The organism is Nostoc sp. GT001 (assembly GCF_030382115.1).
GTDB lineage: Bacteria > Cyanobacteriota > Cyanobacteriia > Cyanobacteriales > Nostocaceae > Nostoc.
The window spans coordinates 6,460,546-6,484,114 of sequence record NZ_JAUDRJ010000003.1; the positions used below are offsets into that span (position 1 = coordinate 6,460,546).

At 40.4% G+C, this 23,569-nt stretch carries 22 protein-coding genes and 1 tRNA gene; 13 read left to right on the forward strand and 10 right to left on the reverse strand.

The genetic code is table 11. The annotated features are described in order from the left end of the window. Positions 1 to 149: 149 nt before the first annotated feature. From secG to QUD05_RS30255, 4 genes are read left to right on the forward strand one after another with little or no spacing between them, the layout of a single operon-like run. Positions 150 to 383, forward strand: a complete 234-nt coding sequence (gene secG / locus QUD05_RS30240; protein ID WP_109011945.1) for a preprotein translocase subunit SecG — start codon at positions 150 to 152, stop codon at positions 381 to 383. 10 nt (positions 384 to 393) lie between these two features. Continuing rightward, positions 394 to 1,203, forward strand: a complete 810-nt coding sequence (locus QUD05_RS30245; protein WP_289799276.1) for a peptidase — start codon at positions 394 to 396, stop codon at positions 1,201 to 1,203. Positions 1,204 to 1,259: 56 nt separating this feature from the next. Then, positions 1,260 to 1,691 (forward strand): putative toxin-antitoxin system toxin component, PIN family, encoded by a 432-nt coding sequence (locus QUD05_RS30250; protein WP_289799277.1) that lies wholly within the window; start codon positions 1,260 to 1,262, stop codon positions 1,689 to 1,691. Next, a complete protein-coding gene (locus QUD05_RS30255; RefSeq protein WP_289799278.1) occupies positions 1,688 to 1,924 on the forward strand; it encodes a YlcI/YnfO family protein in 237 nt (78 codons plus the stop codon). The genes QUD05_RS30250 and QUD05_RS30255 overlap by 4 nt, the downstream gene beginning before the upstream one ends. Positions 1,925 to 2,003: 79 nt before the next feature. Here QUD05_RS30255 and QUD05_RS30260 read toward each other — a convergent pair whose 3' ends face one another. Beyond that, positions 2,004 to 2,438 carry a DUF29 domain-containing protein gene (locus tag QUD05_RS30260; protein ID WP_289799279.1) on the reverse strand — a complete coding sequence of 145 codons (435 nt, stop codon included), beginning with the start codon at positions 2,436 to 2,438 and terminating at the stop codon, positions 2,004 to 2,006. A 90-nt stretch (positions 2,439 to 2,528) separates the two neighbouring features. On the opposite strand from QUD05_RS30260, the gene QUD05_RS30265 reads away from it, so the two are divergent. Continuing rightward, positions 2,529 to 3,407 (forward strand): pentapeptide repeat-containing protein, encoded by an 879-nt coding sequence (locus QUD05_RS30265; protein ID WP_289799280.1) that lies wholly within the window; start codon positions 2,529 to 2,531, stop codon positions 3,405 to 3,407. 537 nt (positions 3,408 to 3,944) lie between these two features. On the opposite strand, the gene QUD05_RS30270 is transcribed toward QUD05_RS30265, so the two are convergent. The 5 genes from QUD05_RS30270 to QUD05_RS30290 all read right to left on the reverse strand — a co-directional run bounded on the left by QUD05_RS30270 (position 3,945) and on the right by QUD05_RS30290 (position 10,207). Further along, positions 3,945 to 5,093 (reverse strand): glycosyltransferase family 4 protein, encoded by a 1,149-nt coding sequence (locus QUD05_RS30270; RefSeq protein ID WP_289799281.1) that lies wholly within the window; start codon positions 5,091 to 5,093, stop codon positions 3,945 to 3,947. Positions 5,094 to 5,449: 356 nt separating this feature from the next. Next, a complete protein-coding gene (locus QUD05_RS30275; RefSeq protein ID WP_289800118.1) occupies positions 5,450 to 7,102 on the reverse strand; it encodes an MFS transporter in 1,653 nt (550 codons plus the stop codon). Beyond that, entirely contained in the window at positions 7,089 to 8,039 is a 951-nt protein-coding gene (gene recO, locus QUD05_RS30280) for a DNA repair protein RecO (RefSeq protein ID WP_289799282.1), read from the reverse strand. The genes QUD05_RS30275 and recO overlap by 14 nt, the downstream gene beginning before the upstream one ends. A gap of 138 nt (positions 8,040 to 8,177) precedes the next feature. Beyond that, complete coding sequence (gene deoC / locus QUD05_RS30285) at positions 8,178 to 8,858, reverse strand: deoxyribose-phosphate aldolase (RefSeq protein ID WP_289799283.1); 681 nt, start codon at positions 8,856 to 8,858, stop codon at positions 8,178 to 8,180. A gap of 170 nt (positions 8,859 to 9,028) precedes the next feature. Next, complete coding sequence (locus tag QUD05_RS30290) at positions 9,029 to 10,207, reverse strand: DNA cytosine methyltransferase (RefSeq protein ID WP_289799284.1); 1,179 nt, start codon at positions 10,205 to 10,207, stop codon at positions 9,029 to 9,031. Positions 10,208 to 10,581: 374 nt separating this feature from the next. Between QUD05_RS30290 and QUD05_RS30295 the strand changes: the two genes are divergently transcribed. From QUD05_RS30295 to QUD05_RS30320, 6 genes are all read left to right on the forward strand, one after another. Further along, the gene (locus tag QUD05_RS30295; protein WP_289799285.1) at positions 10,582 to 11,856 is read left to right on the forward strand and encodes a glycosyltransferase family 4 protein; all 1,275 of its coding nucleotides are present in this window, start codon (positions 10,582 to 10,584) and stop codon (positions 11,854 to 11,856) included. Between the two features lie 611 nt (positions 11,857 to 12,467). Then, complete coding sequence (rsfS, locus tag QUD05_RS30300; RefSeq protein ID WP_181928677.1) at positions 12,468 to 12,926, forward strand: ribosome silencing factor; 459 nt, start codon at positions 12,468 to 12,470, stop codon at positions 12,924 to 12,926. After that, positions 12,923 to 13,423, forward strand: a complete 501-nt coding sequence (locus tag QUD05_RS30305) for a CGLD27 family protein (protein WP_289799286.1) — start codon at positions 12,923 to 12,925, stop codon at positions 13,421 to 13,423. Before rsfS ends, QUD05_RS30305 begins: the two co-directional genes overlap by 4 nt. Positions 13,424 to 13,516: 93 nt before the next feature. Beyond that, positions 13,517 to 14,470, forward strand: coding sequence for an asparaginase (locus tag QUD05_RS30310; RefSeq protein WP_289799287.1), 954 nt, complete (start codon positions 13,517 to 13,519; stop codon positions 14,468 to 14,470). A gap of 46 nt (positions 14,471 to 14,516) precedes the next feature. Continuing rightward, a tRNA-Met gene (locus QUD05_RS30315) sits at positions 14,517 to 14,593 on the forward strand. A 103-nt stretch (positions 14,594 to 14,696) separates the two neighbouring features. Then, positions 14,697 to 16,154, forward strand: coding sequence for a YcjF family protein (locus QUD05_RS30320; RefSeq protein ID WP_289799288.1), 1,458 nt, complete (start codon positions 14,697 to 14,699; stop codon positions 16,152 to 16,154). A 303-nt stretch (positions 16,155 to 16,457) separates the two neighbouring features. Here QUD05_RS30320 and QUD05_RS30325 read toward each other — a convergent pair whose 3' ends face one another. Then, positions 16,458 to 17,507 (reverse strand): sugar transferase, encoded by a 1,050-nt coding sequence (locus QUD05_RS30325; protein WP_289799289.1) that lies wholly within the window; start codon positions 17,505 to 17,507, stop codon positions 16,458 to 16,460. 199 nt (positions 17,508 to 17,706) lie between these two features. Here QUD05_RS30325 and QUD05_RS30330 point away from each other — a divergent pair, with 199 nt between their 5' ends. Further along, the gene (locus tag QUD05_RS30330) at positions 17,707 to 18,504 is read left to right on the forward strand and encodes a 7-carboxy-7-deazaguanine synthase QueE (protein WP_289799290.1); all 798 of its coding nucleotides are present in this window, start codon (positions 17,707 to 17,709) and stop codon (positions 18,502 to 18,504) included. Between the two features lie 252 nt (positions 18,505 to 18,756). On the opposite strand, the gene QUD05_RS30335 is transcribed toward QUD05_RS30330, so the two are convergent. After that, the gene (locus tag QUD05_RS30335; protein ID WP_099099657.1) at positions 18,757 to 19,401 is read right to left on the reverse strand and encodes a DUF3318 domain-containing protein; all 645 of its coding nucleotides are present in this window, start codon (positions 19,399 to 19,401) and stop codon (positions 18,757 to 18,759) included. Between the two features lie 77 nt (positions 19,402 to 19,478). Then, positions 19,479 to 20,036: a hypothetical protein gene (locus QUD05_RS30340; RefSeq protein WP_289799291.1), complete on the reverse strand. Its 558-nt coding sequence runs from the start codon at positions 20,034 to 20,036 to the stop codon at positions 19,479 to 19,481. Positions 20,037 to 20,728: 692 nt separating this feature from the next. Here QUD05_RS30340 and QUD05_RS30345 point away from each other — a divergent pair. Further along, on the forward strand, positions 20,729 to 21,610 hold the full coding sequence (locus QUD05_RS30345) for a LysR family transcriptional regulator (protein WP_289799292.1): 882 nt from the start codon (positions 20,729 to 20,731) through the stop codon (positions 21,608 to 21,610). Positions 21,611 to 21,719: 109 nt separating this feature from the next. On the opposite strand, the gene QUD05_RS30350 is transcribed toward QUD05_RS30345, so the two are convergent. Further along, positions 21,720 to 23,510: a GmrSD restriction endonuclease domain-containing protein gene (locus QUD05_RS30350; protein ID WP_289799293.1), complete on the reverse strand. Its 1,791-nt coding sequence runs from the start codon at positions 23,508 to 23,510 to the stop codon at positions 21,720 to 21,722. Positions 23,511 to 23,569: the final 59 nt, after the last annotated feature.

A 23,569-nucleotide genomic window follows, 5' to 3' on the forward strand; every position in this document is an offset into this window, starting at 1 on the left:
AACAGTTAATAGTGAGGAGTTAAGAGTTAATAGTCAAGAGTGATGAATTAAAACTTTCCTAACTCCTAACTCCTAACTCCTAACTCCCAACTTCCAACTCCCAACTCTGACTCCCTGTTTGAAAAATTGTTATAAATGAGATTCCTACCATGACAGTTAGTAATATCGTGCAAGGCATTTGGGCATTTTCCGCCACTGGTTTGATTATCTTGGTTTTACTCCATAGTCCTAAAGGTGATGGCGTTGGCGCTATTGGCGGACAAGCCCAATTATTTAGCAGCACCAAAAGTGCAGAAAACACCTTAAACCGAATTACTTGGGCATTGACAGTAATTTTTCTCGGTTTAACAGTAGTTTTAAGTGCTGGTTGGCTGCCTAAATAAGGATAGGTAAATGGGGAAAAGAACCCAACACCCGATACTTAACACCCTAATAAATTTAATTTCACGACGGTTAATTAAAGCTCTTGCCTTATTTTTTGGTACAGGGCTGTTAATCGTTTTTACTAATATCGAGTCGATTCATGGGTTTACAATAATATCAAAATATGTATATTCAGATTTAATAATCTCTCTCCCCACTTCCCCAAAACCTCATCCCTTACCGCCCACACTGGCGCAGTGGCAAGATAACACTAACAGTGGTGACTACTTTTCCCAAGTCACAACAACCCAAGTTGGTTATTTAGTTTGGTCACAATTTCCCATTCGAGTTTACGTAGAACTGCCAAAATCTGTCAGCGAAAAACAAGCTCAAGCATGGGTTAATGGTGTCTTGCAGGGTGTAAAGGAGTGGACTACTTATTTACCTTTGACAATAGTCGAACAGCCAGAAATTGCTGATATTACGATCGCGCGAAAAGCGCCACCTCTACAAATTTCCCCTGGTAGTAATATACCTCGTGCGCGATCAGCACAAACTACTTACCAGTTATATACCAGCAGCAAAATTTTATCCCACCGCTTTACCATCTTGATAAGCCCCAGTCAAACAGGTGAGTATCTCATTGCAGCTAGCCGCCACGAATTTGGCCATGCGTTGGGAATTTGGGGTCATAGTCCGCTACAAACTGATGCTTTATACTTTTCTCAAGTTCGTAACCCGTCGCCTATTTCTGCCAGAGATGTAAATACTCTAAAGCGGGTTTATGAACAGCCAACCAGTTTAGGATGGTCTTTAATGGATAATTCAAAGATTAATTGATCGATAGGTAGACTATAAGCTCGTCACTACGGAAAAATGCTAGTAATAGCGAAATAATGACATATTCGTACCAACTTGTACTTGATACTAATGTACTGCTTACTGGTTTACGATCTAATCGTGGTGCATCTTACAAACTGTTAACAATTCTGAATGATACACGTTGGCAGTTAAATGTCTCTACCACCTTAGTCTTCGAGTATGAAGAAATTCTCAAACGAGAAAAAGAGCAGCTTGGATTGAGCGATGAAGATATTGACAACGTTATTGAAGCTATTTGTAGAATCGCTAATAGATGTAGCATTTTCTATTTATGGCGGCCAGTAGCACGCGATCCTGATGATGATTTTCTCATCGATTTAGCTGTTGAATGCCAAGCCGACTTTATCATCACTTACAATAAAAAAGATTTACAAGCAGCCCAAAAATTCGGACTGACGGTAGTTTCACCCAAAGAATTCTTGCAAATAGTAGGAGAAATTCCATGACTAACTTAAATGTACAGCTACCCGAATCTTTATATAAACAAATTGAAGCTTTAGCAGCCAGAGAAAATATTTCTATTGAACAACTTGCAACTATTGCCTTATCTGCACAAGTTTCCGCATGGATGACCAAAGACTATTTGGAAGAAAAAGCCAAAAGCGGTAGTTGGCAAAAATTCCAGCAAGTTTTGAATAAAGTGCCTAACGTAGAACCAGAAGAATATGATAAGTTGTAGCGACTTAATTTTATGGTATTGATCAGTTAAAATATGAATATACCTTGCGCCAAGAATTAAAATTTAAGATTAAGGTAACTCAATTTTTATCTAAAATTTGCTCTAAGGAATAAGGACATGATTCAGGTAAATTGGTTAGCTTTGTTTTAGCTTTCACATAATCTAAGGCATTGCTATAAATTCTGCTGAAATTATCCTCTAAATGTTTGCGTATATTAGTGCTTAAATCTTCATTTACTTGATTACGAAAACTAATAATTTCTGCTGCCCAATGATTAGTATTTATTTGCTTTTCTAAATCCCAATATTGATAAAGTAATAAATGTCTAATAATCTGTTCTAATAAACTTTTTACTCGTCTTTTTTCATTTTTAGCCAAATCTTCCAATTCTTCTATTAAGTTTTCATAGTCAATGTCTGCTAATTGTCGATTTTTGAGACATTTAATAGTCTCCTCTAACCATTGCAGGTAATTGGATTCATATAATGTTTTTAGGTCAATAATTGCAGTCATTTTTTAATTTTATTATTTATTCCATTAAGCCATTCTAGCGTTGTATATACAATGTATTTTATATGTGTTGCTTGATGCGAGGGTTAAATTATGGAAAGCGAAGAATTTTTCCAGCGATATGATGCTGGAGAGCGGGACTTTAGCGGTGTTAATTTGAGAAGAGTTATGAATTTCCATTACAGAGTACCCATCTTTAGGGATGCCATACTCAAAGGTGCAAATCTGAGTGGAATCACTAGATATCATATTGATTTCAGTGGAGCCGACTTGAGTAACGCCTGTTTGGAAGGAACCGACATCAAGTACGCCAACTTGAGGCGGGCTAACTTGAGTGGTGCTAATTTGAGAGGTGCTAATTTGGCTGAAACTGACCTCAGTTTTGCTGACTTGAGAGGTGCTGATTTGACTGGTATTGACCTGAGTCGTGCCAACCTGACTGATGCCAATTTGCTGAGAGCAAACTGGAGTTCCATTACTACTGAAGGAACCCTTTTCTGTAATACTACTATGCCAGATGGGAGTATTTATAGCGATCGCAGCAGGGTAATTAAGGTTGAGGAATTGCTCCAACGTTATGCCAGTGGTGAGAGAAAGTTTTTCGGCGTAGTTATTCATCGCGCCAACCTCGAAGGAGCTGATTTGCGCGGCATTGCATTGAGTCGAGCTATCTTGAGTCACGCTGAGTTGAGGGGTGCTAACTTGGAAGAGGCTAGCTTGAATAAGCTCAATTTCTGGGGTGCCAACTTGAGTGGTGCCAATCTCGCTGGTTCTGAAATGAACCATGCTGACTTGAGTGACACCGACTTGAGAGGTGCTGACTTGAGAGGCGCTCAAATGGTTGGTGTCAACTTGAGTGGCGCTAACTTGGAAGGAGCTAATTGGGAGGACGCTTGGCTCTTGGATGCCCTATTGTGGAACACTATTTGTCCTGATGGAGATGTTGTCGTTGAACGCTGGTGGCTTAATTAATACCGAAGTCTCTGTTAAAATAGTTATGTCTTCTACAGTTGCTAGAAGGGAGACTGTGGGTACGTCCTTTCAAAAGATTCCTAATATTTTCATCACGAATATTAGATAAGAAGTTAAAACTATCACCGCCTGTTGCCTGAGCATTAAAAATATTTTCAAGTTCTCAAAGTTCTACTCGCCAAATATTGGAATTTCGCCACTGTTCTGTGATGATTATTAGAGCAAGGTTAAAACCTAATACCTAATATAAGACTGATGAAGAAAAGCTAAACTGCACCTAATGCATCTGGAGAACACTGATAAGCATAAAAATGCGTAGGTGCAGGCATCGCACTTTATCCCTCTTCTGTCACTTTCCGGAAGGGCGATCGCTAGAAGCCCTATGAGGCAATCAATACAAGCTATACTATTAGAAAAAAATCGCTCTTGTATTTGTTATTAAGAAATAATCGCGCAATCGCTTGCTATACAAAAGCTCTCTATTTCAGAAATGGCAAAAGTTTTCGGAGAGTGACAGAACAGGGTTATTTCCTTTCCCTACGCTCTACGACTTAGTGGTAGAGGTCGCTGTGCTAAAACTCCTTTATACAGTTCTTCCAGCAGACTAATATTTTTACTGAGGGTATAGCGGTCTAATACACGCTGTCTAGCTTTTTGCCCCAGTAGAGTTGTTAACTCTGGATGGTCTTGCAACACTGGCAAGAGCGTTCTCAATTGCGATCGCGCTGTTTTGGTACTAATGACGACACCTGCGCCTTTTTCCAATACTTCTCCATCTGCACCCACATCTGTTGCTAAACAAGCCAACCCACATGACATTCCTTCTAACAGAGATAGGGACAAACCCTCTACCAATGAAGGCAAAACAAATACATCTGCGCCCCGCAAAATTTCAATGCGTCGGTCTTCATCAGCGACAAATCCTAACCAGATAATGCCGTATTCTGAACCATAAAATGGCTCTAAGGAAGACTTCAAAGGGCCGTCGCCAACAATTAGCAATTTAGTACCAGGCTCCATTGCCGACTGCTTCCAAGCCCGGAGGAGGGCTTCGACATTTTTCTCTGGTGCTATGCGACCCTGATAGACAAACAAGCGTTCGGCTTTAAATTCTGTTTTAATTTGAGAAAATCCTGGAGAATACTTGCTGGTATCAACACCGTTGGGAATTACGGCAATATTTTCTTCCCTTACGCCCATCCCTGCCAATAATTCTCGCTGAATTTGGGAAAATACAATCACGCGATCATAGTTAACTAAAAAAGGCGCATAGAGCTGATAAGCCAAAAGTTGTGTTCCCGATACCAGCTTTGCTCCCTTGCCAGCAAACGGTGTGTGAAAAGTGGCAACTAAGGGCAACCTCAGTTCCTCACAGATTTCTGGTAGAAAAAAGTCTAGAGGAGATAACGTCAAGGAAGCATGGACTACATCTGGTTTGATTTCCCGCAGTGAATCGGTTAAAACTTTGGTGGCTTTAAAAGTGGGAATAGTGTAAACCTGGGACTTGTAAATGAAAGGTAGGGAAACCTCTCGAAGATTTGGCCAATTATCAGGTTCAGAATCTTCCTGGGCGAAGTGAAGAAAGCTAACTTGATGTCCCCTATCTAGCAAGGCATTTGTAATTTCTCGACTGTAGGTAACATTGCCGCAAAAGGGCGATTTTTTTCCAATCCAGGCTATACGCATTCTTTATTTAGCTGTAAGAAAAGCGGGTGTAATGTATTACTTGTGTGTCCTTTGTGATTTTTCTTTTATCTAGCTATACTTGCTGGTTTTTTTATTTATTAAAAATTCCCAAAACTTTCTACTAGTTTAAAAAGCTTATTGTCAGCTGATTAAACCAGTGGATTGATGGCTTTATTTATTTTAGTTATAAGTTGTTAATTTCTGATATTTAAACAACTTATTCTGACTAATGTCAGATTCATATCCGGCAAGTATGTGATAAATTTTCACTGACCACAGTTTACCATGAACGCAAAAGCTTTAAGTAAATATTAATTACCTCAAGGTAATGAATAATAACTCCTGTTAGCTGATAACTACTTGTGTGAGTTATACCAGGTTAATATACCTCCTGAAAAGACGATCGCAGCTAATCCCAAAAAAACTACCTGTAATCCCAGAAAGGTTTCTGCGACACCTGCTAATGCTAAAGGTAAGGAGAGGGCAATATTAATTACATTGTTCTGCAAGCCAAAAACTTTACCACGCATTTCTGGAGGTGTTTCTGTTTGGATGGCAGTTTGCATGGGAATTCCCACTAGTGCCCCAAAGATGCCCACTAGCGCCACCAGTAACAAGACGAGCCACAGTTGAGTTGTAAATACTGACAGACCAATCAGGGATGCTGCCATACCCATACAACCGCACAGACTTAGCCGAGTATAGGAGAAGCGTTGACCAAATTGACCGAGAATTGTTGCTCCACCAGCGATACCAACACCGCCAACTGCTAGTAAAAAGCCGAACTGGGAAGCTTTCATGTTGGGAATTATTTCTGCCATCCGAACGGCTAGAACAGTTAATGCTGCAAAAACAGAAAACAAGATAATCAGTTGAAGCAAAGCATTGCGGACGTGATGATTTGCTTTGAGATAGGCAAAACCGTCCCGCAAATCAGAGAATACGTGAGGGAATTCTGTATCGGGGTGGTGATGTTTTTCCTTAGTTGCCAGAAGGAACAAAATTAGTCCAGCGATCGCATAACTGCCACCTACTAAAAGTTCTTTGCCCAAACTACCACTACCACCAATTTGCAGCCAAAGTCCATCTGCGATCGCTAACAACGGTTCTCCAACGGCAAACCCAACAATCACCGATGCCATCATCGTTGTTGTGTAAAGCGAATTAGCCGAGAGTAAATGCTGTTCTTCTACGATTAAGGGAATTGCCGCCTGTTCTGCTGGGGCAAAAAACTGCGTCAGTGTGGAAACTAAAAAAGTCACACCCAGAACAATCAAAAAACCCACTGGCAGCACTCCTATGGGTTTCCAATCATGAGTCAACCACACCAGGAAGGGAATTGACAAAACTAGGATGCCGCGCCAAATATTCGTTGCTACCAGTACAGCCTTTTTCGACCAGCGATCGACAAACACGCCAGCAACGGAACCAAACAATACGGCTGGAATCGTAAAAGCCATCATCAAGACTGACACCCAACCACTAATACTCTGATTGCTTCCTTGAAACTGAGTATTAATCAAGGCAATCATCAAGACCAAATAAACTTTATCTGCTAGTTGAGAGAAAACTTGACCGCCCCAAAGAGCTAAGAAATTAGGATTTTTTAATACAGGTAAAAATCCTAGCTGTTTTACATTCCCTGCAATAGCTTCTCCACCTGAACCAGACCCATCTAATTTTGGTAATTCTTTTTCTGGGATAGTGGCTACTGGCAAACTATGCCCATTACTAGTGCCGTTACTATCTACCTCAGCAGTGGTTAATTTGTCCTCTGATTGTGTTTTTGATTGGCTTGGAAGATCAGTTTTTGGGATCTCCGCTGTCCAACTTTGATCGTTTTGAGAAACATCTTTTGGGGACATTTCTTGGCCATTTATTTGACTAGGTGTACACTTGGGAACAGCACTCAAGTGATTCCTGACTGTAGGATCTGATACCCTATTCTGTTTTTTGGCGAGGCTTGGTGACAAAGGCAGGATTTTCTTATCCAAATCAAACGGTTGCATCATGGTTGGCAGCAAAATAAGAGTCGATCAAGGTAGCAGAGCGAATAGGGCGACCTAATTGATACTGAGCATACTGGCGCAAAATCTGCTCAACAGATAACCAGTCATAATCTCTAGCACCATCAATTTGCATTATCTCTGGTTGTAACAGATGTTGAAGCAAAGTCAGTTCCATAGCACCCAGACGGCAAGAAATCACAGGTATTTCTTGCCGATGCACAACAACTGTTTGGGTTTTGGGCATGGAGGATGAAAGATTGGATATGGGGCATTGGTTATTAAGCTCTCCCTGCTCCCCTGCTCCCCTGCTCCTCTGCCCTTCTGCCCTCATCTCCCTCTCCCCCTCTTTTCGTAAACGTTCCCTAGCTTCTAAGGAAACCGTTCCACCCGCAGGGATGCTAAATCCTACCTGCCAGTTGGGGTCTGTGAAGTCTGGCTTAAGGGAACGTTGAGATAGGCAACAGATTTGCACTTGCGGCGTCAGTCCTGCTAAGGCTAAAAGGTGAAATACACCATGAGCCAGATGAGCTAAAACACCAGATGGATTTGCACTAGACACCGCTTCTAAGCGATGGAGATGTTCATTGAACAAATCATAAAGTTCTTCTTGGGGTTGTTCGCTCAAAGCTTCACACAGAACTATTTCTGCTAAATATTGACTGGCAGCCAGTTTTCCCAAATCTTTAGCTAAACCAGGATAAGTTTTTAACGTTTGTGCTTGAGTAATTTTATCAAGCGATCGCCCTTTAGCAATCAATAGTTCATTCACAACGAACATTCCACTCCTACCGCCCAGACTGGAGTTGTGCTTACGTGACCCTGGAGCCACGGCTCGAATTAGACCGAATTCTCGTGTCAAAATCGTCACTATTTTATCCGATTCTCCTAGCGCCTGGGTTTTAAGATTAATACCAGTTGCTTTGTAGGTTCTACTCATTAGTCATTAGTAGTTATTTAGTCATTAGTCAATGGTCATTAGATTAGGACAAATGACATAGACGCGCCAGCGGCTTCTCGCAGGGTAGGACAAATGACATAGACGCGCCAGCGGCTTCCCGCAGGGTAGGACAAATGACTATTCACCCTTTCCCAAGTTATCGCGCTGACGGATCAAATCCATACCGCGAGATGTGCCTAATCTAGTAGCACCCGCTACGATTAAGTCTAGGGCTTGATTGATAGTGTGGATACCACCTGAAGCCTTAATTCCCACTCTTTCTTTTGCCAATTCCTGCAAAAGTCGTATATCTGCCACTGTGGCACCACCATTCCAACCTGTACTAGTTTTTAAGAATGCTGCTCCCGCCTCCATAGCGATTTCAGCAGCTATTTTTTTCTCTGCATCTGTCAACAGGTTAGTTTCCAAAATCACCTTGACCGTTTGTCCAGTCTCTTCGCAAATTTCGGCAATCTCCCGGTGGACTTCTTCAGTTTTGCCAGCTTTCAACCAGCCCAAGTTCATGACTACATCCAACTCAGTGGCCCCACTATCCGCCGCTTCTTGAGCTTCGTACAGTTTCACGGCTGAAGTCGTTGCACCAGAAGGAAAACCAATCACCGTACAGACTTTGGGGTTTTTACCGTGGAGGAGTTCTACTGCTTGCTTAACATTAGCGGGGAACAGACAAACCGCCGCAAAGTTGAATCTGTATGCTTCTTCACACCATTGTTCAACCTGCTCTGGAGTAGCTGTTGGTATTAACAGGGAGTGATCGATAAATGGCGCAATATCAATGTCTGGATAGTCTGCTGCCATCGTGTCTTCTGCCAGTGATTGATTATTAAACTTTATAAAAAATTAAAACATTTCTTATATATACATTAAACCACATTTATTACGAGTTTATCCTGAAAACAAGCTGCTGAATTGTCTTTAATATTGGCTTTACAGATATCCCGGAATTAGTGCAAGTATTTAAGTTAACGCTAAGTAGTAGTAATACTAGGAATATCAACAGAATTTTTTACACTATTTCCTAAGAAATTAATAATAGTTTGAGCCAATGCCTGCGATGCCAAATATGGGACACCATTACCAATAGTTTTAAACATATTAGTGAGTGACATATTTTCTGGAAGTACAAAATTGGCAGGCAAAGATTGGATAGCTAAAGCTTCTGCTACAGAAATCCGCCGGATTTTGTAAGGATGTAAATGTACTTCATTATTTCCATAGCAAGCTGTCGGAGAGTAACGCCATCTATGCAGACGTTTGAAAGACTTTTTAGAATCATCTCCTTCATCAATAGAAGCAAATCTTCTGATCCCTGCCCTTGGTTGAAAACAGTTTTCAGTATTGGGATGTTTCAGAACGTTATTTTTTCTAAACCAGTATTCAACTGTTAATTCTTCAGGTATATTGTCAGGACAAGGTATTAGAGAATTTTCTTGGAATGGTTCACACTTGCGCCAAGGGTAAGAAAAGACTTTTTCGTGAGAATATAAAATATAATTATTCCAAGGGAAATACACCTCATGTAGTAATTTTTCACTACCAACTTTGATCCCTATGTTCTGAAGAAAATTCTTTTTGAAACCAATTATAATAATTCTTTCTCTATCCTGGGGTACGCCATATTCGATAGCATTAATTAATCGCTCTGTTAATATATAGCCTGCTTCGTGTAATTGTTGCTTAAGCGATTCAAAAAATAAACGGTGTTTTGTTGTCTTCCATAAACCCTTAACGTTCTCAAATAAAAATAAATCTGGAAGATTGCGGCAAATTAATTCAACATAAGAAGCAGAAAGCTTACCATTCTCTCCCAAACCTCCTCTATTTTTTCCACCAATAGAAAAATCAGGACAGGGAGGTCCGCCGATGAAACCAATTATATTATGAGATTTGCGGCAATTTTTGACTAATTCTTGTAGGCGTTGCGCTTCTTTTCCGGCAATAAGATTTGTTACATCGGCGGCTTCACCGTGATGATATCCATATTCAGGCGATCGCATTTTCAGAACTTCTCGTGAATGGCGATAGGCGGCGATGAATGGAGCGAAGATTTCATTGACATAAACAATATTAAAACCGCTGGTTTCAAAACCTAAATCGAGGAAACCTGAGCCAGCAAAAAAAGAGAAAATACAAGGGCGATCGCTCATTGAATTACTAGTACGATCAAAAAATATTATTAATATTCAGATTCTATGAAAATGGTTTATGTGCGTAACTTATAAAGAGAGTTAATACTAACTATCCCAATTTGGTTTTAAGAGTTGGTAAAACCTAATATACTTAGGGCTTCTACGTAAGTACCAATCAAAACATAACAATTGAAAAACTGTTTAAATAGTAAAAAAAATTTATAGTTACCCTAAGTATTACATCTCAAAGTTTACTCAATCTTTAAGGAAAACACCTGACATAAAAACAGTCTGGAGTCACAATTAGATATAGGGTTTTCCAAGCCCAGATGATATTTCAGACAAATATTTGTCACTAAATAAAAAACCGGGGTACTTCGGACTAAATTTTTATGCGGATTTTAATTTACTCCTACAACTACTATCCAGAACCGATTGGTATTGCCCCACTAATGACTGAATTAGCAGAGGGACTAGTGAAACGTGGGCATGAAGTGCGTGTAGTCACCGCTATGCCCAATTACCCTGAGCGGCAAATTTACCACGAATATCGGGGTAAATGGTATGTCAACGAATACAAAAATGGCGTTCAAATTCAACGCAGTTACGTTTGGATTCGTCCACAACCCAACCTATTAGATAGGGTGTTATTAGATGCTAGTTTCGTCGTCACTAGTTTTGTACCCGCCCTCATCGGTTGGCGCCCAGATGTGATTCTCTCAACATCGCCATCCTTGCCAAGCTGTGTACCAGTTGCTCTTTTAGGATGGTTACGTGCTTGTCCTGTGATTTTAAATCTACAAGATATATTACCAGAAGCAGCCGTCCATGTCGGTCTACTGAAAAATAAATTACTTATCCGGTTGTTTACATTATTGGAAAAATTTGCCTATAGCAGTGCCAGTAAAATTAGCGTCATCGCCGATGGGTTTGTGGACAATTTGCGAGCTAAGGGCGTAGAAGCTGAGAAAATTGTGCAAATTCCCAACTGGGTTGATGTAAATTTTATCCGCCCTTTGCCTAAAGAGGATAACCCTTTCCGCGCAGCACATAATCTGAATGGCAAATTTGTAGTACTTTATTCTGGTAACATCGCCTTAACTCAAGGTTTAGAAAGCGTCGTCAAAGCTGCTTCTGTATTGCGTCATATCCCAGATATTGTCTTTGTCATCGTTGGAGAGGCAAAAGGTTTACAGCGATTGCAACAGGAATGTCTAGACTGCGGCGCAGATAATGTGTTGTTACTGCCATTTCAACCCCGCAAAGATTTACCACAGATGTTAGCAGCTGCGGATGTTGGTTTAGTGGTGCAAAAGAAAAATGTTGTATCCTTCAATATGCCGTCAAAAATTCAAGTGCTACTTGCTAGTGGAGGGGCCTTAGTTGCCTCTGTCCCCGACAATGGTACGGCAGCAAGAGCCATTAGGCAAAGTGGCGGCGGAGTTATCGTTCCTCCAGAAGATCCCCAAGCTTTAGCGATGGCAATTTTAGATTTGTACCAAAACCCTGAAAAAGTCAAAACTCTGGGTTACAAAAGTCGCCAATATGCCGTTGAGCAATATGCTTTTGAGCAAGCTTTAAATCAGTATGAGTCCTTATGTTACTCATTGACAGCAGAACGTAGAGCAATTCAGTCTAGAGGCATAGTTACGAAACAAGAAGTTTAATCTTTACTGCAAAGTTATGTTACATCTGTAGAGATTACAATTATGCCCTCATGTCTAAATATTATGAGATTTTGAGGGTAGCTAATTTTACTATTAAAAATATAGCGATAGACAAGCAGGTTGTCAGGTGGATTGTTGAACTAAAAATCTCACGGCTTCACTTCATTCCATCCGTGGGTTATTACTGATAAATTATGTATAAATACTGAGTTTATACGTATATAATAAAGCGCACTTTTGCTAGACCAGTTATTAGTATGCTGTGTTGTATCATAATTTTTGGTAGACAGTATAAAGCGTAGATGTATAGTTACCTGCGAATTACTAGCTTTACATTACATATTATGCTGTTTGATGAATCTGCGATTATTTTCGCTGTTAATTCCTGCTGGAAAGTTATTGGTTGATTTATCGCTGCACAATAACCATCAGCTTTTCAGCTGTTGCGGATATCGAAATCTCAACAGCCAATTATCAAACTAATCCCATAGACACCTGTTTTTTTGTTAGTATTCAAAAAAACCTATTGACACATTTGTCAGATCAATTGTTCGTTGTTTGTAAGTAAATGTCAACAATTGTTTCAAAAGGAAGAAAGCACCTGAGGTTTAATGACTGATTATTTCCAAGGAAATTTCCCATTGCAATCTGTCCCACTGACGAAGAGTGCGGTAATAAGCCACGGCCAAACCGAAGAGGCGAGCGAAAAATTAGCTGCAACGATCGCTGTTGCGGCATCAGATCGCAAAGCAGGTGAGATTTTATTGCTCAAAGTAGCAGAGGTATCTTACCTGGCGGATTACTTTGTGATGATGACTGGCTATTCTAAGGTACAGGTAAGGGCGATCGCTCAAGCAATTGAAGGAAAAGTCGAAACTGAGTTGCAACGCCGTCCCTTAAGGACAGAAGGAAAAGTTGAGGGTAGTTGGGTACTACAAGACTACGGTGATGTGATCGTTCATATCATGATGCCCAAGGAACGGGAGTTTTATAATTTAGAAGCGTTCTGGATTCATGCAGAACGTATTTCCCTTCCAGAATCTGATGAAGGTGAGGGTAAGCCAACATGATTAGGTCTTCGGTTTCTAATTGCCCAGTTCCTACAGACCAACAACCGCTCAATGAATACGAAGAGTTAAAAACTTCCTGGCTGTTTCGTGATACTACTTTAGATTGGCGCGAGTATATCACGAAACTTGTTTGGATTTGGGGTTTATCTTGGCTATTCGCAGGACCCATAGCTGCGGCAAGTTTTCCCCCTCACAAGTATATTGCACATTTTATTCTCTGTGGTGCAGCCGGAGCGAGTGTCGGATTAGTACTGATACTGGTAAGGTTGTACTTAGGTTGGTTCTACGTGTGCGATCGCCTTTGTAGTCCCACAGTATTTTATGAAGAGTCCGGCTGGTACGATGGTCAAACTTGGACTAAACCAGAGGAAGTTCTCAACCGCGATCGCTTAATTGTCTCATACGAAATCAAACCCATTCTGCGGCGGTTACAATTTACCTTTGCTGGGTTGGCGGGAATGTACGTTATTGGTACTATAGGTTGGCATTTGTTTTAAAAGTTAGGAGTTAGGAGTTAGGAGTGATTAGTTAATAATTCATAACTCTTAACTCCTAACTCCTAACTAAAAAAAGGTGATAAATATAAACCCATGACAATGGGAAAACGAACTCAAGCCACAGCACTGGAAGTCCGGTTGCTGCGGGAAGGTATTATTGAATCCAGGCATATAGTCCAAGCTGTTGTCTGCGACGAACGAGGACGGGTTCTAACTGTTGCCGGAAATTCTGAAACTGCTGCATTTATCCGTTCAGCCCTCAAACCATTTCAGGCACTTGCTGTCACCACCACAGGTACACTGGAACGCTATCAACTCAGCGATCGCGACTTAGCAATTATCACAAGTTCCCATAAAGGAAGAATAGATCAAGTCCGACAGGTATTTAATATCCTTTGGCGGGCGGATCTTGACCCAACTATACTCCAGTGTCCAATTCCTGAAGGCAAACGGAGTCCTCTGGAATACAACTGTTCTGGAAAACATGCGGGAATGTTAGCTGTTTGTCAGCAACGCCATTGGCCCTTGAATAACTACTTGGATCGCAAGCATCCAATACAGCAGTTAATTTTGGGCAAAGTCGCAGAGTTGCTGCGAATGCCAGCAGCAGAATTTATCAGCGCTCATGATGACTGTGGCGCACCAACTTATCTGATGCAACTCGGTCACATGGCATCTTTGTATGCACTGTTAGCCTCTAGTACAAACTTGGATATGGAGCGCATTGTCCGTGCCATGACTCATCACCCCGCAATGGTAGCAGGAGATGGAGAATTTGATACGGAACTGATGCGCTTAACTCCAGGAGAACTAGTCAGCAAAACTGGTGCCGAAGGAGTGCAGTGTATTGGTAGACTCGGTGAAGGCTTGGGATTGGCAATCAAAGTTATGGATGGGGCAAAACGGGCAAAATATGCCGTAGCTATTCACTTACTCCAGCAAATGGGGTGGATTAGTCCCAGTGCCGCCGAAAGCCTCTCAGAAAAGTTTGTCACCTTGGGAAAATACAAGCGTTTAGAAGTAATTGGAGAATTATCGTTTTTGTAGTTGCCAAACTCTTGACTATAGGTTACTATAAATAAGTCGAGAGCAACGCGGGATAGAGCAGCCTGGTAGCTCGTCGGGCTCATAACCCGAAGGTCAGTGGTTCAAATCCACTTCCCGCCACCAAATAAAATGTAAAACAAAACCCTACAATCAGTAAAGATTGCGGGGTTTTGTTTTATTTTGATCTATTCTGGAAGAAATAGCCATCCAAAAAGCGCGGAGAATCATGGTTGTGAAGTTGCAGCGACCAATTTTAGTGGGAGGATTGGGACTTTCCTTTTCCCTGTGGATGTTGGACAGTTGGCACGATTCTATAGTACAGGTGAGTGAGTTTGGTTTGTTGAGTGCCTTAGCTGTAGGCGGTGGTTTGTGGTTATTCCAGCAAAATCGCCCCAAAAACAGTTTAAAGCAGCTAGATGGGATGGTGGTTGATCGAGCGGCTGCGGAAAGTGCGATCGCTAAAACTGAAACTGTAATTAACCAACTAGCACAAGAAGCGGAAAACCATCCAGCCTTAGAGACACTCAGAGAACAAATTGCCCAATTATTGTTGGAATTAGACAGGCAAAAAATTAAAGTAGCTGTGACTGGCGGGAAATCCGTGGGTAAAAGCACTTTAATTCAAGTGCTAGAGCAAAATCTAGAGACACAAAATTTCGTATCTCTACAAGAGACACCACCTTTATTTAGAGAAGTGGGTGAAAACTCAGATGCGGCTATTTTGGCAGAAGTAGCAAAATCTGATTTTGTGCTATTTCTGACAAACGGTGATTTGACAGACTCAGAATTTCAAACTTTACAGCAGCTAAAGGCAGCAAATCAGCCTAATATGCTGGTTTTCAACAAACAAGACCAGTATTTAACCGATGAAAGCGCCAACATCTTGCTGTCGTTGAAACAGCGGATGCAGGGAAATGTAGTTGCAACTGCGGCCTCTCCCATTGCCATCAAAGTCCGAAAGCATGAGGCTGATGGTTCTGTGCAAGAGTGGATGGAGCAACCAGCAGCTGATATCCAGCAATTAACGCAGCAGTTGGGTGAAGTTTTGGCACAGCAAGGACAACGGCTAGTTTGGTTAACAACCATGAGGAAAGCCGGATTGTTGAAAGCTGAGGCGAAAAATTGGCTAAATGGAACCAGACGCGATCGCGCCACCCCAATTATTGAACAATATCAGTGGATAGCTGCTGCCGCTGCCTTTGCTAACCCAGTACCAGCCTTTGATATCCTGGCAACTGCGGCAATTAATGCTCAAATGGTAATGGATTTAGGTAATATCTATCAGCAAAAATTTTCTCTAGAACAGGCACAAACCGTAGCTGGAACAATGGGAAGTTTAATGCTGAAATTGGGTTTAGTTGAACTTTCTACAAAGGCGATTAGTACTGTTCTGAAAAGTAATGCCGTTACCTTTGTTGCTGGTGGTGTAGTGCAGGGAGTAAGTGCGGCTTATCTGACTAGAGTCGCAGGGTTAAGTCTAGTTGATTACTTCCAACAGCAGGAAATAGCGATAGATTCTGGAACTGGTTTGAATTTGGAGAATTTGCGGCAAACATTGCAAAAGGTATTTCAACAAAATCAGCAGATTGGTTTTTTGCAGGGGTTTGTTAAGCAAGGCATGAAGCGTTTGTTGCCAGAGGTGCAGCTGGTTGAAGTAGTTAGTGTTCAGAAAGCAATGGGATAATCTCATACACAGGATTACCAAATTTGAGATTTTGAATCTTGGATTTTGGATTGAATGATTCAAAATCCAAAATTTTTTCAAACCCTGATTTTAATAGAGGATAAAAATACATAAACATCTTTGTTTTAATAAAGAGGATTGATCCGTGGGATCAGTCTAAAATCTCAAAACTAAAATTGGCTGATACTTGTGTGCTGCTGTTAGTAAACCTAAAATTTACCCAAGCCTATTTTAGGCTTGGGTGTATTTAAGAATATCGTGAGAGTTGCGAGTTCTCAAAAAATTGTGAATAAGGATAATTAGCTAAACAGCACCACTGTTTCTATTAAACAGAATAGCTATAGTTTTGAAAATTAGCTTTAAATCGTACACTAAACTCCAATTTTTTTGATACTGCAAATCCAGACGAATTACATCTTCAAAACTACGGACTGTAGAACGCCCATTTACTTGCCATTCGCCAGTCATACCGGGTTTGACATCTAAACGTTGCCACTCAGGTACTTCATAGCGTTCAACTTCATCGGGTGTAGGTGGTCGAGTGCCTACTAAACTCATCTCTCCTTTGAGGACGTTCCAAAATTGGGGTAATTCATCAAGACTAGTTCGCCGTAAAAAGCGCCCTACCTTAGTAATTCTAGGGTCATTTTCATTCTTGAAAAAAGCACCTTGCACTTGGTTTTTGACTTGGGATTTCTTCGCTTCTGCATCCACACACATAGAGCGAAATTTCCAAATCTTAAAGCGTTTCCCCATCCAACCACAACGAATTTGACTAAAGAAAATGGGGCCGGGATCGTTAATTTGAATAGCGATCGCAATCGGAATAAATAAAATTCCTGTAATTAATAAACCAATCACTGACCCAACAATATCTAAGAACCGTTTCATCCAAGATGCCATAGATGGGTGAGTAGTAGGTAACTGCTCTACTTTACGAGAAGTTGTCTTTCGATTATCTACTACGTCATCTTGTTCTATTAACGACCCATCCCCCACAAGTTCTAGAGGAAAAACCTGATCCAACCCTGTGAGTTTTAGAACTGCCATGACTTGAGGTGTTACATTCCGCAGTGTTAATGTAATATCCTTAGCCTGAGCATATTTAAAATTACTTACCAGGGCACCTAAACCACTACTATCGATAAAAGTAGTTTGGTGAAAGTCAATGATGATTTGCTTGGGATGTGAATTGGGCCCAATTAAGCCTTGGCAGGTTTGCTTAAAGCCTAAAGCCTCCAGCACGCTCAACCGCGTCGGCACCTGCACTATAGCAATGTCGTTTAGGGAATTAACTGGAAAATCGACCTCTGTCGGTTGGCTAGTCATGAAGCTCTGCACTTTCGTTGCCATGTATAATGTAATATGCCAAACATTAGTTTGTCCTACAAAATTACTTAACCTAATATCGGAAATTGGTGGTAATCAGGACTAACTGTTATTTACCGAGGCTGAGATTGGAGATCGCTAGCGACGATTCACAATAGAACAAGAAGCCAAAAAACATCCTTGCTGTTGTGCCGACGCAGCGCGATCGCGTTGCTCTCATCAAATGATTTCTAAAAATACGGTTACACCTACCGCACGCCTGATTGAGGTCTTTTCTGCCATTCAAGGGGAAGGACTGAATGTAGGGACACGTCAGATATTTATTCGTTTTGCTTTGTGTGATTTGCGCTGTCACTTTTGTGATAGCGCCCACACTTGGAGTGCACCTACAACTTGTCGGATAGAGCGATCGCCTGGATTGCGCGACTTTGAAATCCACTCTAACCCCGTCCCATTACCCATATTAATCGAATGGGTGGAACAGCAAAATCTGCCTTGTCTACACGATAGCATTAGCTTAACTGGCGGCGAACCACTTCTTCATGCCTCATTTCTAACGCAGTTTCTACCCCAAGTGCGAGCCATAACTGGTCTACCTATATACTTAGAAACCGGCGGACATCGCCCAGAACAACTAGCAATGATTATCCCATACTTAGACTCTGTAGGTATGGATTTAAAATTGCCCAGTGTTAGCGGCGAAAGTCATTGGCAAGAACATAGTAAATTTCTCCAGTTATGTTATGACTCATATTTAAATGTTTTTGTCAAGATAATTGTGTCTCAAAACACAGATCCCGCCGAGTTAGAACGTTCAGCTTCGTTGGTGGCAGAGGTTAGTCCAGATATCTCAGTATTTTTACAACCAGTTACGCCTTTGGCAGTATCAGAACAATTTTCTCCAGTACCTGTACTTGCGCCTTCCAGCGATCAAGTTTTAACGTGGCAAGCTTTGATGAAGGGGTTTGTCAAGCACGTACGAGTGATCCCCCAGACGCATAAAATGCTGAACCAGTTGTAAAATTTTAGTTTGATAAAGATGTAGTCAAGAAAAAAGTAAGATTTTATGAAATGGTAATTGGGCTGTTGCCGCTAATTAGGGAGGCAGCAGCCTCCTCAGTAGGCAGTCTAATTAGCTAAATCAAAAGACCACTAAGAGGTTTTATTACATAAAACCTTCTCTCTCCAACTCAAAGAGAAACTTGAATTTTAGTTCAAGGCGTTGATTTAGTTCAGGGGGTGAGCAATACCCACCCAACCTAATTTCTGGTTGCTATAGTGCGCCCTCATCTGGAGCCTTGGATTTAGCTTTTGCCTTATTGGCACTGCGTTTGAGGGCAGAGAGTCTTGCTTCGTATCTCGATCGTTGGCGCTTACTAGGAGTATTATCAATCAAGGTTTTCAAGGCGCTACCGAGACTCTTGTAGGCATTGGGGAGGCTATAACCAAAACGAGTTGCTAAAGCGATCGCTTTCTCATCAGCATTGAGCAATTCTCTTAGTTGCTTTTCCCCATTATTCTTTTGGTACAGTCGCCAGCCTGACACGCCACAAAGCGACAAAGCTAACACCAGCAGCAATCCATCTTGTACCCACAATTCCCCTACAGCACCACCTAAACCGATGGCTAGAGCTGCCATTTCCCAACCATCTTTAGGAATTGTGTCATTTTGAACGCGAGCAACCTCATGCCAGAACAGCAGATTACGCTGATCCATTGCGAGGGCATCCCATTTCACCAAATCAATTTGAATTTCTACTTGGTCTTTACCAATTTCTTCGCAGCGAACCAGGGGTGGATTGACCTCAGTTGTGCCTTCAACCGTGACCCAGCTCTGTAATTCTGGCGGTAGTAAGCCTTTCAACCGCCGTAGTTCACTCATTTCCGCTTTGGCAGAGGAGGTTGCATAGGATGTCATAATATCCAGCCCCAGAAAATTTCAGTATATAGTGAGGGTATCACTTTGGAGTATAGCTATTTAAGTGATGATCCGTCTCACTCACTAGGAAAACTTCCTCGCTTTTTTCGCGCTTCCATTGCTTTTTCTAGTAAATCTAACAATCCTGGGGCTTCTTCTTGGATACTGAGTAATAGTCTTTCCCCAAGTTCTATATTCCCCGGATCGAGGCCTGTTGCCATAACTTCTGTCAATCGAGGTATTGCTATGCCATCGACAATCTGAATTAATCCACTCAGACAACGGTGAAATTGTTTTTCTGTGAGAATCGAGTCTTCTAAAGGGAACTCAATAATGGCACGAATTTCACCATCGGATGGGTCATACTCCCATTGCAACATTTTGGTTTCCCAGGAAATGGCAAGCATTGTTTGGAGGATAGCTGCCTTGTGAGGATGGTCTTGGATTCCTCCTAGGACTTGAGGGGCAAATACTCGAAAAAATTTTCCTTCTTCATCCAGTTGGACAACTATTAGGAAATCTTCTAGGTTATCAGCCTCCACACCTGTTATGATTCGGTCTTCTTCATCATCAAAACGGTAGTCCCAACCAAGGTTGTCTAAATAGCTGGCAATCTGTTTGAGGTTAGCTCCCATAAAAGCCTCATAAGGAACGTGGAGCAGTTGTTACCAGACCTAGTTTAACCTGCTAGGGGTATTTGTTTGGGTTGGTGTGGATACTTCTAATCCCATAGAAGTATGCAATTAAGGTATTGGGTATAGGTTATGGGGCATGGGGCATTGAAGATCAGAAAAATAGATCATTATTCGGCGCTATGAATAATATTTTTTGAAACACTCTTGCTCATTATTAAAGAAGCGATAATTACTATTTTTAAAATCTTAGCTGGTAAAGCATATAGCACTAAAATGCTTAAAACTTAATATTATTTTATAGTTTGAATGAATCTCTTGGTAGATCAAGTATGGTGGCAGGATTTGTAATCAAGCTTGAACGCTGAAGCCAAGTTTAAATAATTTTTACATAGCATCTGAGGCTTTTATAACAATACGTAAAAACTTCAATAGCTGCTTCTAAAAACTAATAAATATAGCATAGAAACTTATACATTTTTATATTACAAGCAACATTTTTTCACGGGATGATTCTAGTGAGCAATACATTTTTGATTGTCGAGTATCAATGAAATTTATACGTAAATTAGCATTAATCATAGCGATCGCACCTCTAGTTTTTGTTACAAATTCTCTAAAATATTTGCGCTAACTTGCGCCTCTCTGCGTTTATATATTTATAGAGAATTGAAACATTATAAAATGAAAAAGAAATGGAATTGCGACACTTGCGCTACTTTATTGCTGTAGCTGAAGAACTGCACTTCAGTAGAGCCGCCGAGCGACTGCACATCGCTCAACCACCCTTAAGCCAGCAAATTCAGCAATTAGAGGCGCAATTGGGAGTAGAACTGTTTCACCGCAAGACCAAACGACAGGTGCAACTAACAGAAGCAGGACAAGTTTTTTTGCAAGAGGCTTATCAACTTTTAGCTCAACTCCAAAAAGCAATTGAGCTAACTCAAAAAACGGGAAGAGGTGAAAAGGGACAATTACGAATTGGGTTTACCAGTTTGGTAACTTACGATTTGCTTCCTGTGATTTTGCGGCGGTTTAGAGAACAGTTTCCAGAAGTAGAGTTGGTATTGCAAGAATTAACCACAACTCAGCAAGAGCAAGCACTACAGAATCGGCACATCCATGTAGGTTTTGCCCATCCACCTTTAGAAGACAACACACTCAATCAGGAATGCATTCAGCAAGAAGCTTTAATTGTCGCTATGTTGGAAACTCATTCTTTAGCTGAACAAGAAAAGATTTCAGTGCGATCGCTAGTAAACGAAAACTTTATCATGTTCCCTCGCTATTTGGGCCCTGGACTTTACGACCAAATCGTAAGCCTTTGTCAGCAAGGAAACTTCAGCCCAAAAGTGACTCAAGAAGCGATTCAGATGCAGACGATTATCGGATTGGTTTCAGCCGGAATGGGGATTGCGATCGCACCGTCTTCATTGCAAAATCTTCAGAGAACTGGTGTAGTTTATCGTACTCTGGAGGAGAAAACACCATTAGTAGAAACGGCTATAGTGTGGCGGGAAGAGGATATGACACCTGTATTAAGAGAATTTCTACAAGTTGTCAGCAGTATCTGTTGAGAGATTTTATCGAAGTTATTGAGGGATGGTGGCGGTCGCTAACTATCCACTTAGTACAGTAAATTTTGCTTTAACCGCTTGTACGCCAGTATACTTTGGTAGTAAATACTTAAGTAAACCGTCGAAAAAACTCTAGAAAACCTTCGGGTTTAACTTCTTCTACACTTGCTCCAATACGTTGATAATATCTGTTGTCATACATGACAGGGCTTGTTCCTGCTTTGATACAAAATACCACCACATCTTTACCGTAATAATTAACTATTTTAATATTTCTACCAATATTATCTTTGACAGCTTGATCAATTGGCTGAGGCTGTATTTTTTGTATCAATAATCTAAAAAAACTATCAATATTTCCTGCAAATCTTGTAGCTTCATGACCTATTCCAGTAATGTGAAAGTTTTGGTATTTATTGCTAATAATATTGTATAAATTTTCTATTTTACTTGCATCATTCTCATTATCAGCGACTCCAATACATACATATCCTATTGCTCCGGGAGAGTGATTTGCCATAGCGGTGAGAGTCTTGATTATCTTACTAAAACTTTTTTCATCAAACTCTCCTCTTCCATCTAATCTTGTAAATCCTTGCTTGAAGTCAAAAAGAGTTTGCTCTGTCCGAGATTGTGTAAGTAAAGTTTCAAACTCAGTTAACCAACTATCAGTAGCAGGGTCTACCTGTTCCTTTATCTTAAAAGTATCTCGAATAATCCCCTTCACTCCACCTATATTATTGCTTTTATTTTTCGTACTCCAGTTTCCACCAGTAGTTATATTAATGTGTTGCCCAATATTCTTTAGTTTATCGGACAATTCTTGATAGTTTTTTACTTCCATATTCTCTTTAAACATTAATTCATAAATACTTAGGAAAATTATTTGAAAGTAGCGAGGTATAATTTGAAGTGGTTGTGAAAATATTAATTCACTAAATTTACATTGAGATATTTCTAATAATTTACGAATTTGATCATATACTTTAATAAAGCGCCTTCTAATAATGTCAGGATTAACTTTTTGAAGTGCTGCTTCTATTTCCTTTTGTCTGGGACTTTCTTTTAAACCATAAAATTCGTCTAGTACTTCCGAACTACTCCTTGGTATTTCTGGCAATGCCATATAAGCAACCAGATCAGCTACTATTTCCTCACTTTTGATNTCTCTAACCATTTCTTTAGTCAAAACACCATTTTTTACCCAAAAAATCTCATCAACTTTAATTCCATACTCAAGATTTTTATTAGTTATGCTTATTAACTTCATATCATTTAAAAGCAAAGTATCTGAAGCAGAAGTATCAGTTCGGATTTCACTAGATATCTTTCGTACAAGGTCAGGAAAGAATGCAGTTGCTCCAGATGCTCTTAACTCTTGCCTAGATAAGTATTTGCCATTAGAATTAATTCTTCGAAATATTTCGTCTATTCTTTCTTCGTCATTAAAAGAGTAAACAGAAAGAGGCATTACATAACTTGCTATTACTTCAGATAGACTTCTTTCTAATACAGGTGTTTTCTGATTTACAAAACCCTGATCAAGACGAGATTTTGATTCTACCATTGTAGCCAAATCAAAAAATTTGCTATAGACATCAAATTCACCTTCAATAAAAGCAGTAATTGCATTCAATCTTTGCATTCCATCTATTATTTCATAAGCTATATTTTCTTTAACTTGAGCTAGTAATATTATAGGTACTGGAAACCCATGTAAAATTGAATCGATAAATGCCCTTTTCTCTTCAATAGTCCAGACAAGCTTTCTCTGATATTTACGATTTACATAAAATTGATTGTTAACATAAAAATTATATATTCTTTGAATAGGCTCACTTCTAATTGCAAGCTCTTTTTGAAGCGAAGAAACAGGAGGCTTAATTGGTAAACTAGACATAATGAGAATTTTGATACAGGCAGTAAGATTTAATTGAGTATATAATAACTAAATTAAAT